16 protein-coding genes are annotated in these 13371 nt (G+C 68.5%); 8 read left to right on the forward strand and 8 right to left on the reverse strand.

From position 1 onward, the window contains the following. Positions 1-10: 10 nt before the first annotated feature. Together modB and modA are read right to left on the reverse strand one after the other, a co-directional pair. A complete protein-coding gene (gene modB, locus ABMY26_RS21050; protein WP_372396611.1) occupies positions 11-706 on the reverse strand; it encodes a molybdate ABC transporter permease subunit in 696 nt (231 codons plus the stop codon). A gap of 10 nt (positions 707-716) precedes the next feature. Further along, complete coding sequence (gene modA, locus ABMY26_RS21055; protein ID WP_372396612.1) at positions 717-1550, reverse strand: molybdate ABC transporter substrate-binding protein; 834 nt, start codon at positions 1548-1550, stop codon at positions 717-719. Between the two features lie 217 nt (positions 1551-1767). On the opposite strand from modA, the gene rpe reads away from it, so the two are divergent. Then, positions 1768-2421 (forward strand): ribulose-phosphate 3-epimerase, encoded by a 654-nt coding sequence (gene rpe, locus ABMY26_RS21060; RefSeq protein ID WP_372396613.1) that lies wholly within the window; start codon positions 1768-1770, stop codon positions 2419-2421. Between the two features lie 137 nt (positions 2422-2558). Further along, on the forward strand, positions 2559-2816 hold the full coding sequence (locus tag ABMY26_RS21065) for a GlsB/YeaQ/YmgE family stress response membrane protein (RefSeq protein WP_372396614.1): 258 nt from the start codon (positions 2559-2561) through the stop codon (positions 2814-2816). A gap of 96 nt (positions 2817-2912) precedes the next feature. Here ABMY26_RS21065 and ABMY26_RS21070 read toward each other — a convergent pair whose 3' ends face one another. From ABMY26_RS21070 to ABMY26_RS21080, 3 genes are all read right to left on the reverse strand, one after another. Then, on the reverse strand, positions 2913-3716 hold the full coding sequence (locus ABMY26_RS21070; RefSeq protein WP_372396615.1) for a PhyR family response regulator anti-anti-sigma factor: 804 nt from the start codon (positions 3714-3716) through the stop codon (positions 2913-2915). 164 nt (positions 3717-3880) lie between these two features. Next, complete coding sequence (locus ABMY26_RS21075; protein ID WP_372396616.1) at positions 3881-4468, reverse strand: thermonuclease family protein; 588 nt, start codon at positions 4466-4468, stop codon at positions 3881-3883. Further along, complete coding sequence (locus tag ABMY26_RS21080) at positions 4446-5204, reverse strand: SOS response-associated peptidase (protein WP_372396617.1); 759 nt, start codon at positions 5202-5204, stop codon at positions 4446-4448. Before ABMY26_RS21080 ends, ABMY26_RS21075 begins: the two co-directional genes overlap by 23 nt. 207 nt (positions 5205-5411) lie before the next feature. Here ABMY26_RS21080 and ABMY26_RS21085 point away from each other — a divergent pair, with 207 nt between their 5' ends. Both ABMY26_RS21085 and ABMY26_RS21090 read left to right on the forward strand, forming a co-directional pair. Then, positions 5412-7745, forward strand: coding sequence for a xanthine dehydrogenase family protein molybdopterin-binding subunit (locus tag ABMY26_RS21085; RefSeq protein ID WP_372396618.1), 2334 nt, complete (start codon positions 5412-5414; stop codon positions 7743-7745). A 172-nt stretch (positions 7746-7917) separates the two neighbouring features. Next, complete coding sequence (locus tag ABMY26_RS21090; RefSeq protein WP_372396619.1) at positions 7918-8616, forward strand: EAL domain-containing protein; 699 nt, start codon at positions 7918-7920, stop codon at positions 8614-8616. Positions 8617-8632: 16 nt separating this feature from the next. Here the strand turns inward: ABMY26_RS21090 and ABMY26_RS21095 are convergent, their stop codons facing one another. Then, a complete protein-coding gene (locus tag ABMY26_RS21095) occupies positions 8633-9121 on the reverse strand; it encodes a GNAT family N-acetyltransferase (protein WP_372396620.1) in 489 nt (162 codons plus the stop codon). A 125-nt stretch (positions 9122-9246) separates the two neighbouring features. On the opposite strand from ABMY26_RS21095, the gene cysQ reads away from it, so the two are divergent. The 4 genes from cysQ to rnhA are packed head-to-tail and all read left to right on the forward strand — an operon-like array spanning position 9247 to position 12319. Continuing rightward, positions 9247-10023 carry a 3'(2'),5'-bisphosphate nucleotidase CysQ gene (cysQ, locus tag ABMY26_RS21100; protein ID WP_372396621.1) on the forward strand — a complete coding sequence of 259 codons (777 nt, stop codon included), beginning with the start codon at positions 9247-9249 and terminating at the stop codon, positions 10021-10023. Beyond that, on the forward strand, positions 10020-10853 hold the full coding sequence (locus ABMY26_RS21105; RefSeq protein ID WP_372396622.1) for a ferritin-like domain-containing protein: 834 nt from the start codon (positions 10020-10022) through the stop codon (positions 10851-10853). Before cysQ ends, ABMY26_RS21105 begins: the two co-directional genes overlap by 4 nt. 13 nt (positions 10854-10866) lie before the next feature. Beyond that, positions 10867-11850: a homoserine kinase gene (locus ABMY26_RS21110; RefSeq protein ID WP_372396623.1), complete on the forward strand. Its 984-nt coding sequence runs from the start codon at positions 10867-10869 to the stop codon at positions 11848-11850. Positions 11851-11854: 4 nt separating this feature from the next. Continuing rightward, complete coding sequence (gene rnhA / locus ABMY26_RS21115; RefSeq protein ID WP_372396624.1) at positions 11855-12319, forward strand: ribonuclease HI; 465 nt, start codon at positions 11855-11857, stop codon at positions 12317-12319. Positions 12320-12364: 45 nt separating this feature from the next. On the opposite strand, the gene ABMY26_RS21120 is transcribed toward rnhA, so the two are convergent. Continuing rightward, the gene (locus ABMY26_RS21120; RefSeq protein ID WP_045580070.1) at positions 12365-12847 is read right to left on the reverse strand and encodes a peroxiredoxin; all 483 of its coding nucleotides are present in this window, start codon (positions 12845-12847) and stop codon (positions 12365-12367) included. Positions 12848-12996: 149 nt separating this feature from the next. Further along, positions 12997-13353 carry a zinc ribbon domain-containing protein YjdM gene (locus ABMY26_RS21125; RefSeq protein WP_372399046.1) on the reverse strand — a complete coding sequence of 119 codons (357 nt, stop codon included), beginning with the start codon at positions 13351-13353 and terminating at the stop codon, positions 12997-12999. Positions 13354-13371: the final 18 nt, after the last annotated feature.

Below are 13371 nucleotides of genomic sequence, written 5' to 3' on the forward strand. Positions count from 1 at the left end.
CGTCATTTATTCAGGTTTGCCCGATCAGGCGGCGCAGCCGGCTCGCCAGGACTTCCGACAGCATCAGCGCCACCAGGGCGACCGAGAAGGAGATCGCCGCAAGCCGCGCCGCCACTGCGTCGCCGCCGGGCTCCTGCGTCGCGGCATAGATCGCCAGCGGCAGGGTTTGCGTCTGTCCGGGAATGTTGGAAACGAAGGTGATCACCGCGCCGAATTCACCCATCGCCGCGGCGAAGGCGACGATGGCGCCGGACAGCAGCCCGGGCGCCATCAGCGGCAGCAGGATGGTGAAGAAGCGGTCGACCGGGCCGGCGCCCAGCGTGCGCGCCGCCGCCTCCAGCCCGCCGTCGATCGCCTCGACCGACAGCCGGATCGCCCGCACCATCAGCGGGAAGGAGGTCACGGCCACCGCCAGCGACGCCCCTTCCGCGGTGAAGATCAGCTTGATGCCAAAGCTCTGGTACAGCCAGCCGCCGACCACGCCCTTGGTGCCCATGGTCACCAGCAGGATGTAGCCGGTGACGACCGGCGGCAGGACCAGCGGCAGATGGACCAGCCCGTCGAACAGGGTCTTGCCGGGAAAGGAATAGCGCCCCAGCACCCAGGCGGCGAGCACGGCGACCGGCAACCCCAACGCGATGGCCACGCCCGCGACACGCAGGCTCAGCAGCAACGCGGTGGTTTCCATCGGTGTCAGGATATCCATGCCGCAGAGCTTACGGTGCCTTGGGCGCCGGAACGAAGCCGAATTCCTTCCACACCGCCATGCCGTCCGGCGACTTGATGTAGTCCAGGAAGGCGGCGGCGTGGCTGCTCTTCGAGATGGCGGTCAGCGCCGCCGGATAGACGATGGCCGGATAGCTGTCCGGCGGAAAGACCGCGGCCACCTCGACGCCCGGATCGATGGCGGCATCGGTGCGGTAGACGATGCCCAGCGGCACCTCGCCGCGGCTGACCAGCACCAGCGCCGCGCGCACGCTGTCCGCCCGCGCCAGCTTCGGCTCGATGGCTGTCCACTGTCCCAACTTCTCCAGAGCCGCCTTGGCGTACTTCCCGACCGGAACGTTCGATGGGTCGCCGGTGGCGAGCCGGCCGTCGCCCAGCTGGGCCGCCAGCGTGCCGCCCTTTGACAGGTCGGGCTTGATCGGCGACCCCTTCGGCGCGACCACCACCAGCTCGTTGCCGAGCAGGCTGATGCGGCTGTCGGTCTTGATCAGATTGCGCTGCTGCAGGTAGTCCATCCAGTCGAGATCGGCGGAAATGAAGATGTCGGCCGGCGCACCGTTCTCGATCTGCTTGGCCAGCGCCGACGACGCGGCGAAGGACGAGGTCACCGACATGCCGGTCTTCGCCTTGAACTGGGAGGCCAGCTTCTCGACCGCGTTCTTGGTGGAGGCGGCGGCGAGCACCAGCACATCCTGCGCCATCGCCGCCGGGGCGGCCAGCGTCAGTCCGAAGCCCAGGACGGCCACCGAAACCGCCCGTGCCACCGCACTGCGCCCATCATGGCTTCCATCCCGGCGACCCAAGGCCAAGCGCAAACCGAACATCGTCACCTCCAGCAAGTTCAACGCCCCGATCTATATCTTCACGGATACAGCGCTTCGCGATTGCGGTAAAGCGGAAATGCCCTGGCTGCCGCTTTGGGGAGGAGGGCGGCACCGTCGGCGCCGCACTTCATGCCATGACTTGCGCAGCCGCCCCATGCTAGGAATGGCGTGGGACTCAGGTCCAGCCGTTCGCCATCCTCTGCCCCAGGACATCCCCATGCGCGCCGTCAAGATTTCCCCCTCGATTCTCTCCGCCGATTTCGCCCGGCTGGGCGAGGAGGTCCGCGCGGTCGACGCCGCCGGCGCCGACTACATCCACATCGACGTGATGGACGGCCATTTCGTGCCGAACCTCACCATCGGCCCGGGCGTGGTGAAGGCGTTGCGGCCGCACACGGCCAAGATCTTCGACGTCCACCTGATGATCTCGCCGGTGGATGCGTTCGTGCCGGAATTCGCCAAGGCGGGCGCCGACATCATCACCGTCCATCCGGAAGCCGGGCCGCACCTGCACCGCACGATCCAGCTGATCAAGTCGCTGGGCAAGAAGGCCGGCGTCTCGCTCAATCCGGCTACGCCGGTCGACGCCATCCAGCATGTGCTGGAGGACATCGACCTCGTGCTGGTGATGACGGTCAATCCCGGCTTCGGCGGCCAGAGCTTCATCATGAGCCAGTTGCCGAAGATCCGCGAGCTGCGCGCCCGCATCGACGCCATCGGCAAGCCGATCGACCTGGAGATCGACGGCGGCATCAACCCCGAGACCGCCAAGCTGGCGGTGGAGGCCGGTGCCGACGTGCTGGTCGCCGGCACCGCCACCTTCACCGGCGGGCCGGACCAGTACGCCGCCAACATCCGCGCGCTGCGCTGAAGCCGCCTCCGGGCCGACTTGTCCGGACGTCCGAAAGGAGCATGGCCCCAAAAGATCCGCCGTTGCGGAGAACCAAACGCCTCCTTGCCCGTTATTGGGCATGGGAAGACGGTCCCGCAACGGAAGGGAAGACAACCATGGGCATTCTCTGGACGATCATCATCGGCTTTCTCGCCGGCATCGTCGCCAAGTTCCTGATGCCGGGTCGCGATCCGGGCGGCTTCATCATCACCACCCTGCTCGGCATCGCCGGTGCCTTCGTCGCAACCTATCTGGGCGCCGCCGTCGGTTGGTATCGTCCGGGCGAGGGGGCGGGTTTCATCGGCGCCATCGTCGGTGCGATCGTCATCCTGGCCATCTACCGCATGATCGTCGGCCGCCGCAGCACTGTCTGACCGGCTGCGTCGAGGCTGCGCATCGCAAAAAGGGACCGCCGGACGCCGGCCGGTCCCTTTTCCATTGGATCGGGCCGGGGGATCGGGCCGGGGATCTCAGCCCAGCGCCACCGGCTGCGGCATGAAGATGGCGCGGGAGATGGCGGCCTGGAGGCCGGCATTGGTGAAGGGCTTGCGGACGATCTGGCCGAGATGGCGGGCGTCGAGCGCATGGATGTCGTCGTCGAAGGCGGTGACGAAGATGGTGCGCAGGTCGCGGACGCGCTTCAGCCGGCGGGCGATCTCGATCCCGCTGCCGCCATCGGCCAGCCGGACGTCCAGCAGGGCCAGCGTCGGCTTTTGCGCCTTCAAGAGGGCCAGCGCCTCCGGCTCGTTGCCGGCGGTGCCGCAGACGACATGACCCATGTCGGCAACCAGCTCGCCCAACTCCATCGCCAGCAGGGCGTTGTCTTCCACCACCATCACCCGCTGCACCATGGCGGCGCGCACACGGTCGCGGGCCGCCTTCACCCGTGCAACCGCTTCGGCGCAGGGCAGCTGCAGCACCTTGGCGGCCTGGGACGGGCTCAGCCCCTCCAACGCGGTCAGCAGATAGAGGCGGCGGTCCGGCTCGGCAAGTTCCGCCAGCGCGCGTTCGATGGGGTGGGGGGACGGCAGCGGCCGTCCGGGCGGGCCGAACTCCTCCGGCGAGCGGTCGAACAGCAGGTTCAGCAGGGCGTAGAGCGGCAGGCGCGCACTGTCTCCGCCGCGGTCGAAACCGAAATGGGACGGGGCCATCGTCGCCGCCTCGACGCACCGCGTCACCAGCGCGTCGCCGCGGTCGGTCGCGCCGGCCAAAGCCCGCGCATAGCGGCGCAGGACCGGAACCAGCTCGAACAGTTCACATTCGTAAACCAACATGCCGGTGACTCTGCTCCCCTTGGGCTCCCTTGGCTCCCCGGGGGGAGTTGCCGATTCGGATCGCTTTTCTTGGTCCTTCCTCCTGTTCGGATCCTATCACGGCCGGCGGATCCGGCGAATGGGAAATGGGGGTGCTGGCCTGCCGGCTTGCGGTCTTCCGGGCATCAGCGGGCCGCCTCCCGGATTTGCCGCGACCGCCATTGCCAGGGCTTTTCCACCTGCCCCGCCCACAGCCCCATCCGCTTGCTCTGGGCGTAGGCCTCACCCTTCTGGTAGGCGGGCGACAGGCTGGCATATTGGAAGGCCCAGCCGCGCGCCACCATCGCCGCGCCGAGATCGACACCACGCACCCGGCATTCGCCCTTCCGCTCGCCGGTGCGGTCCTGCTCGGTGACGATGCAGGTCACCTCCTCGCCCTTCACCATGTTCGCGAGCACCGCGGTGGCGACCTTGAAGCAATCCAGCTCGTGGCCGTAGCGGTTCTTGCATTTTTGGCCGGGATCGGGGGCGTCGATCCCCATCAGCCGTACAGCGGTGCCGTTGACGGTCAGCAGGTCGCCCTCCACCGCCATCGCCGACCCCTTGATCGTCTGGTCCGGCGTATCGGCGATCGGGCCGCGTCCTTTTGCAGCCTGATTGGTCGGCGGGTTTCCCTGGGCCGCCGCCGGTCCCGTCCAGAGGAGACACAGCGCCAGCGTCAGGACCGGCGTCAGGACCGGCTTGCACGCGTCAGAACAGGCTCGGCTGGTCATCGGCCTTCTTCCGCTTCGCTTCGGCCGGAGCCGCCTCCCGCTCCATCTCCTGCGGCGGGTCGAGGCAGGAGGCGTCGTCGTTGCGCACGTTGTTCACCTTCGGCCCCACCGGCACGACGTCGAGCCAATCCTCCGGAGCCGAGCGTATCAGCCCCTCCACCACCGGCAGCGGGGTGGCCGGATCGAGCCAGGCGTCCCAGTCGGCGGGGGCGAGCACCACCGGCATGCGGTCGTGCAGGAAGGACAGGGTGGCATTGGTCGCCGTCGTCACCACCGTCACGCTTTCCAGCGGCGGTTCCAGCGGCGGCGCCCCCTTCGGACCGCGCCAGCGCTCCCACAGTCCGGCCAACGCGAACAGGCCGCGGTCGCGGCGGCGGATGACATGCCCCTGCTTGCGCGGCTTCGACCCCTCCCCCACGCTGGTCCATTCATAGAATCCGTCGAGCGGCACCAGACAGCGACGCTTGCGGAAGGCATCGCGGAAGGCCGGCTTGTCGGCGACCGATTCGCCGCGCGCATTGATCATCCGCGAGCCGATGGACGGGTCGTCGGCCCAGGGCGGCACCAGCCCCCAGCGCAGCAGCGCCAGATGGCGGCCGGGCCGGCCTTCCTCCTCCTCGCGCCGGATGACGGGGATGTCCTGGGTCGGGGCGACGTTCCAGCGCGGCATCAGGTTCGGCCGTTCCGGCACACCGAACACGCGCTCGATCTCGCTGACCGGGGTGGTGAGAAGCATGCGTCCACACATGCCTGCCACTATGACCCCTCCATGCCGGCGATGCCAGCCGCTTCGGCGAGATCATGACTCATTCGGACAATCGCCGAGGCGAACGACTGTCACCTATGTTGCCCGACAGGGTTTCCCTGGGGCGCCGGCCGGCCTATCTTCGCGGGGCACCCACTCAATCGAGCACGCATCGAACCGGAAGGCGGGAGTTCACCCATGAAGTTCGGCATCGGACAGGCGGTTCCGCGCACCGAAGACGCCCGGCTGCTGACCGGCAGCGGCCGTTACACCGACGACGTGTCGCTGCCAGGCCAGGCCTATGCGGCCTTCGTCCGTTCCCCGCACGCCTTCGCCGCCATCGGATCGGTCGATGCGTCGGACGCGCTCGCCCAGCCCGGCGTGCTGGCGGTCTACACCGTCGCCGACCTCGATGCCGAGACTGTCGGCATGATCCCCTGCCAGGCGGCGCTGAAGCAGCGCGACGGCTCGCGCTATGTCCGCACCCCGCGCCCGGTGCTGGCGCGCGGCTTCGTCCGCCATGTCGGCGACCCGGTCGCCATGGTGGTGGCCGAGACGCTGGAAGCGGCGCGCGAGGCCGCCGAACTGGTCATGGTCGATTACCAGGACCGCGAGCCCGTCACCGGCACGCTTGCGGCGCTGGAGCCCGGCCGCCCGCTGGTGTGGGACGAGGCGCCGGACAATCTCTGCTTCGACTGGGACACCGGCGACGAGGCCGCGGTGGATGCGGCCCTCACCGCCGCCCACCGCGTGGTCGAACTGGAGCTGGTCAACAACCGCGTCGTCGCCAACCCGATGGAGGGCCGCGCCTGCCTCGCCGGCGTCGAATCCGGTGCGGATGGCGCTCCCGGCCGCCTGCTGATCTATGTGACCAGCCAGGGCGTCCACGGACTGCAGAAGCAGTTCGCCAAGATGCTGAACGAGCCGGAGGAGCGCATCCGCGTGCTGACCACCGACGTCGGCGGCGGCTTCGGCATGAAGCTGTTCAATTACCCGGAATATGTCGCCTGCCTGTTCGCCGCCCGACGGCTGAACCGCGCCGTCAAATGGGCCGCCGACCGCATCGAGGGCTTCATCAGCGACGACCATGGCCGCGACCATGTCAGCAAGGCCCGCCTGGCGCTCGATGCCGATGGCCGTTTCCTCGGGCTGCGGGTCGATACCGTCGCCAACCTGGGCGCCTACCTGTCAAACTACGGCCCCTTCATCCCGACCGATGCCGGATCGGCGATGCTGGTCGGATCCTACCGGACGCCCGCGGTCTATGTGCGGGTGAAGGGCGTCTTCACCAACACCCAGCCGGTGGACGCCTATCGCGGCGCCGGCCGGCCGGAGGCAGCCTATCTGCTGGAACGGCTGATCGACCATGCCGGCCGCGTCACCGGGCTCGGCCCGGCGGAGATCCGGCGGCGCAACTTCATCCCGCCGACCGCCATGCCCTACGCCACGCCGATGGGGCAGGTCTACGACACCGGCGAATTCGCGCAGAATCTGGAGGACGGCCTGCTGCTGTCCGACATGGCCGGACTGCCGGCCCGCAAGGCGGCGGCGAAGGCCCGCGGCAAGCTGCGCGGCGCCGGGCTTGCCACCTACATCGAGGCCTGTTCGGGCGGCGGGCCGGAGCAGGCAACCGTCCAGGTCAACGGCGACGGCAAGGTCGTGCTGATGATCGGCACCCAGACCAACGGCCAGGGCCACGAGACTGCCTACAAGCAGATCCTCGCCGACCGGCTGGGGGTGCCGCCGGAGGATGTCGAGGTGGTCCAGGGCGACACCGACCGCGTCAGCTGGGGATCGGGCACCGGCGGTTCCCGCTCCGTCCCGGTCGGCGGCTCGGCGCTGGCGGAGGGGGCGGCCAAGGTGGTGAAGGCCGCGACGACCGTCGCCGCCGACCTGCTGGAAACCGCCGAAATCGACATCGAGTTCGCCGACGGACGCTTCGCCGTCGTCGGAACCGACCGCGCAGTGACGCTGAAGGAGGTCGCCGCCAAGGCTGCGGAAAGCGGGACCGGTGGCATCGCCTTCTCGGAAATGGCGCGCTGGACGCCGCCGGCCAGCACCTTCCCCAACGGCTGCCACGTCGCCGAGGTGGAGGTCGATCCCGCCACCGGCGTGGTCGAGGTGCTGCGCTACAGCGTCGTCGACGATTTCGGCACGGTGATCAACCCGATGCTGGTGATCGGCCAGATCCATGGCGGCGTCGCCCAGGGGCTGGGGCAGGCGCTTCAGGAACGCGTGGTGTTCGATCCCGACAGCGGGCAACTGCTGACGGCATCCTTCATGGACTACCAGATGCCGCGCGCGGTCGACATGCCACCGATCGAGGTGAAGCTGAACAGCGTGCCCAGCACCACCAACATGCTGGGGATGAAGGGTGCCGGCGAGGCCGGGGCCATCGGGGCGCCGCCGGCCATCATCAACGCGGTGGTCGATGCGCTGTCGGACCTCGGCATCACCCACATCGACATGCCTGCGACGCCCGAGGCGGTGTGGACGGCGATCCGCGCTGCCGAGAGCCGGATGGTGGCATAGGGGAAAGACCTAGCCCGAAGGTGTGGCATTTGCCTCACCTCCGTCGGATTAAACCAGTGCATGTCATTATTATCTGAAGACAACGATCCTAGTGGACAGAGGCAAGGTGATGGCGTTCGGTGACGGTGGGTGTGGCGGACAATGTGCCGAACGGCTGGATATGGACTTCACGATGGCCTTCCAGCCCATCGTCGACATCGCGGCCGGCGGCGTGTGGGCGCATGAGGCGCTGGTGCGCGGAACCGAAGGCCAGGGCGCCGGCTGGGTACTGGGACAGGTGACCGACGCCAACCGCTATGCCTTCGACCAGTCCTGCCGGATCAAGGCCATCGAACTGGCGGCGAGCCTGCCGATGGACGGTGCCCGCCTGTCGATCAACTTCCTGCCCAACGCCGTCTACAAGGCGGAGACCTGCATCCGGGCGACGCTCGCCGCCGCCCGCCGCACCGGCTTTCCCACCGACCGCATCATCTTCGAAGTGACGGAGAACGAGCGGGTGGTCGACCATGACCATCTGAAAAGCATCTTCACCGAATACAAGCGTCAAGGTTTCCTGACCGCCATCGACGATTTCGGCTCCGGCTATTCCGGCCTCAACCTGCTCGCCGAATTCCAGCCCGACATCATCAAGCTGGACATGGCGCTGACCCGCAACATCGACGCCGACCGCGCCCGCCGCAGCATCGTCAAGGCGATCCTGACGGTGTGCGACGACCTCGGCATCATTCCCATCGCCGAGGGCATCGAAACAGCGGACGAGGCGAAGACCCTGCGCGACCTGGGCGTCACCCTGATGCAGGGCTATCTGTTCGCCAGACCGGCTTTCCGGACGGTGGTGAGTGAGCCGGACTTCGCCGGGCTGGTGGCCTGAGGCGTCTCCGGGGGCATCATCCGGGCATAACCGCCGCGGTCATGTAGCTCATGCCGCCGCCATAGCTCGCCAGCTTGGCCGCCAGCGCCGCGCCGCCGTCGCGGTAGGGCGTGAACCCCGCACGGTCCCAATAGCTCCGTGCCGTCGGCGTCGAGGTCAGGGCCAGCCACCGCCAACCCTCCCGCGCCGCAAGCCCGTGGGCGTAGGCCAGCACCGCCGCCCCCGCCCCGCTGCCGCGGGCCGCGGGGAGCAACGCGATGTCGTGCAGGTAGAGGCAGTCTGCATCCGCCGGCACATCCCCCAGCGGCGAGTCGAGCGGCGGCGGGACGCCCAGCCGCCCAGGATGCATCACGCCGTAGCCGATCGCCTCCCCGCGGCATTCGGCCACACGGCAGCCGGCGGGATAGAGCGCCAGACGCTCCTCGAAGACGGCGCGGTCCTCCGGATAGTCCGGATGCACGATGTCCGCGATGGCGAGCACCCGGTCCAGGTCGGCCGCGGTCATGGCACGCCATCGCGCATCACGAAGCTCACCCGTCATCCGCCTTCTCCCTTCCACACCCGTTCAAAAGCTTCCGGCCCGCCATCGGGCACGATATGCTGACTCCTCATACCATAGGAGACGACCCCATGCCCGACGCCGCTGTGGCGAGCCTGCTGCCGACGGTCCGCACCATCGCCCACGAGGCCGGTCAGGTCATCCTGCGCTTCTACAACGATGGCATCGACGTCGCCACCAAGGTCGACGGCAGCCCGGTGACGCAGGCCGACCATGCCGCCGAAGCGGTGATCCTGCCGGCGCTGCACCACCTGACGCCCGGCGTGCCGGTGGTGGCGGAGGAGGCTGCGGCGGCCGGCCATCGGCCGGACATCTCCGGCGGCCGGTTCTGGCTGGTCGATCCGCTCGACGGCACCAAGGAGTTCATCTCGCGCAACGGCGAGTTCACGGTGAACATCGCCCTGATCGAGAATGGCGTCCCGGTGCTGGGCGTCGTCTATGCGCCGGCCACCGGCGACCTCTATGCCGCCGCCGGCCCCGGCACTGCCATTCATTGCGCGGAGGGGCGGCACGACCACGCCATCGGCGTCCGCAATCCGCCGGCCGATGGGCTTACCGTCGTCGCCAGCCGCTCGCACGGCAGCGGGTCGGTGCTGGAGGACTTCCTCGCCAAATACACCGTCAAGGACCGGGTGTCCTGCGGCAGCTCGCTGAAATTCTGCACGGTCGCCAGCGGCAAGGCCGACCTCTATCCCCGCTTCGGTCCGACCAGCGAATGGGACACCGCCGCCGGCCATGCCGTGCTGATCGGTGCCGGCGGCCGGGTTGAGCAGCCGGACGGAACACCGCTGGTCTACGGCAAGTCCGACATCCTGAACCCGAACTTCGTGGCCTACGGCTGGAAATGACGCCTGCCGTTTCCTGCCTCGGCGAGGCGGCGACCGCGGTGCTGACCGCCGCGGCGCCGCTGGAGAAGGTGCGCCTGACCCAGGACTTCGCCGCCGCGTGGCGCGACGGCCTGCTGGCGCCCGACGTGCCCGCCCCGCCCCCCGCCCGCCCGGCCCGGCCCGACCGGCCCGAGCTGAAGCTGCCGCGCGACATGCCCAAGCGCGGCCGCGGCGGCAGCGCGCAGAACCGCATCGCCCTGCTGCACGCCCTGGCCCATATCGAGCTGAACGCCATCGACCTCGCCTGGGACATCGTCGCCCGCTTCGCCCCGCTCGGCCTGCCCAGGGGCTTCACCGACGACTGGGTCCAGGTCGCCGACGACGAGGCTCGCCATTTCCGCATGCTGGAGACCCGGCTGAACGCACTGGGCTCCTCCTACGGCGAGCTGCCCGCCCATGACGGGCTGTGGCAGGCGGCGACGGAAACCGCGCACGACCTCGCCGCCCGGCTGGCGGTGGTGCCGATGGTGCTGGAGGCACGCGGGCTCGACGTCACCCCCGATACCGTGCGCCGCCTGCGCGACTTCGGCGACGGGGAGAGCGCCGACCTGCTCCAGACCATCCATGACGAGGAGATCGGCCATGTCGCCGCCGGCCGCCGCTGGTTCGTCCATCTCTGCGCCGAACGCGGGGCGGAGCCGGTGGCGCTGTGGCAGGAGCTGGTCGGCCGCCATTTCCGCGGCGGGCTGAAGCGCCCCTTCAACGTCGCCAGCCGCCGGCTGGCCGGGTTCGGCCCGGAATATTACGAGCCGATCACCCCCGAAATTGACCGCCGGACAGAATCCCGGTAAGGCGCAGGACATCATGGCCGTTTATACCGAAGTCACCGACGAGGATCTCAGCAGCTTCGCCGCCCAGTACGATCTGGGCGCGGTGCTGTCGTGCAAGGGCATCGCGGAGGGGGTGGAGAATTCCAACTTCCTGCTGGTGACCGAACGCGGTCCCTACATCCTGACCCTCTACGAGAAGCGCACGCGCAAGGAGGATCTGCCCTTTTTCCTCGGCCTGATGGAGCATCTGGCGGAGAAGGGCATCGCCTGTCCGCTGCCGGTGGCGGCGCGCGACGGCGTGGCGCTGCGCGAGCTGTGCGGCCGCCCGGCGGTGATCGTCACCTTCCTGGCCGGCATGTGGCCGCGCCGCATCACGCCGCAGCATTGCGCCCAGCTTGGCGAGGCGCTGGCCCGCCTGCATCTGGCGGTCGGCGATTTCCGCATGGAGCGGCCGAACGCGCTGGCCCTGCCCGGTTGGAAGGATCTCTTCGCCAGGTCGGCACCCCGTGCCGACGAGGTGGCGCCCGGCCTGCGCGCGACGCTGGAAACCGAACTCGCGGCGCTGGAGGCCAACTGGCCTGCCGGCCTGCCGGCGGGCGTCATCCATGCCGACCTGTTCCCGGACAATGTCTTCTTCCGCGGCGACAGCCTGTCCGGCCTGATCGATTTCTATTTTGCCTGCAACGACTTCCTGGCCTACGACGTGGCGATCTGCATCAACGCCTGGTGCTTCGAGATCGACGGGTCGTTCAACGCCACCAAGGCGCGGCTGCTGCTGTCCAACTACCGCAAGGTCCGGCCGCTGTCGCGGGCCGAGCTGGACGCCCTGCCCTGGCTGTGCCGCGGCAGCGCGATGCGCTTCCTGCTGACCCGCCTCTATGACTGGCTGAACCATCCGCCGGGCGCCTTCGTCCGGCCGAAGGATCCGCTGGAGTATCTGCGCAAGCTGCGCTTCCACCAGACGGTGCGCGGGCTCGGCGACTATTTCCTCGACGATTCAGACGCGGCCGGAGCCTGACCCGATGACGGACGACATGCCCGACCGCCGAACGGTGGACATCTTCACCGACGGCGCCTGCAGCGGCAATCCCGGCCCCGGCGGCTGGGGCGCCATCCTGCGCTATGGCGAGGTGGAGAAGGAGCTGTATGGCGGCGAGCCGGCGACCACCAACAACCGCATGGAACTGATGGCCGCCATCATGGCGCTGGAGGCGTTGAAGAAGCCGGTCACCGTCCGGCTGTTCACCGACAGCGAATATGTGAAGAACGGCATCACCAAATGGATCCATGGCTGGAAGGCCAAGGGCTGGCTGACCGCCGACCGCAAACCGGTGAAGAACGTCGACCTGTGGCAGCGCCTGGAAGAGGCGAAGAAACAGCACGAGATCGAATTCCACTGGGTCCGCGGCCATGCCGGCCACCCCGAGAACGAACGCGCCGACGAGTTGGCGCGGCGCGGCGTGGCCGACGTGCGGGCGCGGAGCTGACAGATTTCCCTCTCCCGCCGGAACGGGAGAGGGAAAGAGCTGGCCTCAAACCTGCTCGAGCACCGCTTCGGCCGACGACACCTCGAACTTGCCGGGGGCCTCGACGGCGACATGGGTGACCTTGCCGTCCTCCGCCACCAGGGCGAAGCGCTGGCCGCGGGTGCCCAGGCCGTGGGCGGAGCCGTCCATGGTCAGGCCGAGCGCCGCGGTGAAGGTGGCGTTGCCGTCCGGCAGCATGACGACCTTGTCGCCGACGCCGCCCTTCTCGCCCCAGGCGCGCATCACGAACGGATCGTTGACGGCGAGGCAGATGATGCTGTCGACGCCCTTGGCCTTCAGCGCGTCGGCCTGCTGGACGAAGCCCGGCAGGTGCTTGGCCGAGCAGGTCGGGGTGAAGGCGCCGGGGACGGAGAACAGGACGACCTTCTTGCCCTTGAACAGCTCGTCCGTGGTCACTTCCTGCATGCCGTTGTCGGTCAGCCGCTTCAGCGTGACGGACGGAATGGTATCGCCAACCTGGATGCTCATCGTCTCTAACCCTTCCCGTTTTTTGGGGGCTGTCTTTTGGGTCGGGCCGGCCCCCGTCGCGGAGCCCGGCCCTCTCACCCTTCTATCCCCCGCGGCGAATGGCCGCAAGGCACGGTTGGTGCCCCATACGGTTGGCCCCGGCGAACGGGTCAGGCCTTCTTCACGAATTCCGACTTCAGGTTCATGGCGCCGATGCCGTCGATCTTGCAGGCGATGTTGTGGCCGTCGGCCCCGTCCACCAGACGGATGTTCTTCACCTTGGTCCCACCCTTGACCACCAGCGACGATCCCTTGACCTTCAGATCCTTGATCACCGTCACGCTGTCGCCATCGCTCAGCATGTTGCCGTTGGCATCGCGCACGCCCTGGTCGGCCGCAGCCTCCGTCCCGGCCGCACCGGCGGCTTCGGGATTCCACTCGTGGCCGCATTCCGGGCAGTTCCACAGGCTTCCGTCACTGTAGGCATGCTCGGAGTTGCACTGCGGGCAGTTCATCTGATCGTCCATCATCGTCCTCGTCGCGCG

Origin of the sequence: Azospirillum sp. HJ39, from assembly GCF_041507355.1 — a bacterium.
GTDB classification, from domain to species: domain Bacteria; phylum Pseudomonadota; class Alphaproteobacteria; order Azospirillales; family Azospirillaceae; genus Azospirillum; species Azospirillum thiophilum.

Coding starts and splice junctions, on each gene's coding strand:
- modB (WP_372396611.1), bottom strand. CDS start 706: ATGGATATCCTGACACCGATGGAAACCACCGCGTTGCTGCTGAGCCTG.
- modA (WP_372396612.1), bottom strand. CDS start 1,550: ATGTTCGGTTTGCGCTTGGCCTTGGGTCGCCGGGATGGAAGCCATGAT.
- rpe (WP_372396613.1), top strand. CDS start 1,768: ATGCGCGCCGTCAAGATTTCCCCCTCGATTCTCTCCGCCGATTTCGCC.
- ABMY26_RS21065 (WP_372396614.1), top strand. CDS start 2,559: ATGGGCATTCTCTGGACGATCATCATCGGCTTTCTCGCCGGCATCGTC.
- ABMY26_RS21070 (WP_372396615.1), bottom strand. CDS start 3,716: ATGTTGGTTTACGAATGTGAACTGTTCGAGCTGGTTCCGGTCCTGCGC.
- ABMY26_RS21075 (WP_372396616.1), bottom strand. CDS start 4,468: ATGACCAGCCGAGCCTGTTCTGACGCGTGCAAGCCGGTCCTGACGCCG.
- ABMY26_RS21080 (WP_372396617.1), bottom strand. CDS start 5,204: ATGCTTCTCACCACCCCGGTCAGCGAGATCGAGCGCGTGTTCGGTGTG.
- ABMY26_RS21085 (WP_372396618.1), top strand. CDS start 5,412: ATGAAGTTCGGCATCGGACAGGCGGTTCCGCGCACCGAAGACGCCCGG.
- ABMY26_RS21090 (WP_372396619.1), top strand. CDS start 7,918: ATGGCCTTCCAGCCCATCGTCGACATCGCGGCCGGCGGCGTGTGGGCG.
- ABMY26_RS21095 (WP_372396620.1), bottom strand. CDS start 9,121: ATGACCGCGGCCGACCTGGACCGGGTGCTCGCCATCGCGGACATCGTG.
- cysQ (WP_372396621.1), top strand. CDS start 9,247: ATGCCCGACGCCGCTGTGGCGAGCCTGCTGCCGACGGTCCGCACCATC.
- ABMY26_RS21105 (WP_372396622.1), top strand. CDS start 10,020: ATGACGCCTGCCGTTTCCTGCCTCGGCGAGGCGGCGACCGCGGTGCTG.
- ABMY26_RS21110 (WP_372396623.1), top strand. CDS start 10,867: ATGGCCGTTTATACCGAAGTCACCGACGAGGATCTCAGCAGCTTCGCC.
- rnhA (WP_372396624.1), top strand. CDS start 11,855: ATGACGGACGACATGCCCGACCGCCGAACGGTGGACATCTTCACCGAC.
- ABMY26_RS21120 (WP_045580070.1), bottom strand. CDS start 12,847: ATGAGCATCCAGGTTGGCGATACCATTCCGTCCGTCACGCTGAAGCGG.
- ABMY26_RS21125 (WP_372399046.1), bottom strand. CDS start 13,353: ATGGACGATCAGATGAACTGCCCGCAGTGCAACTCCGAGCATGCCTAC.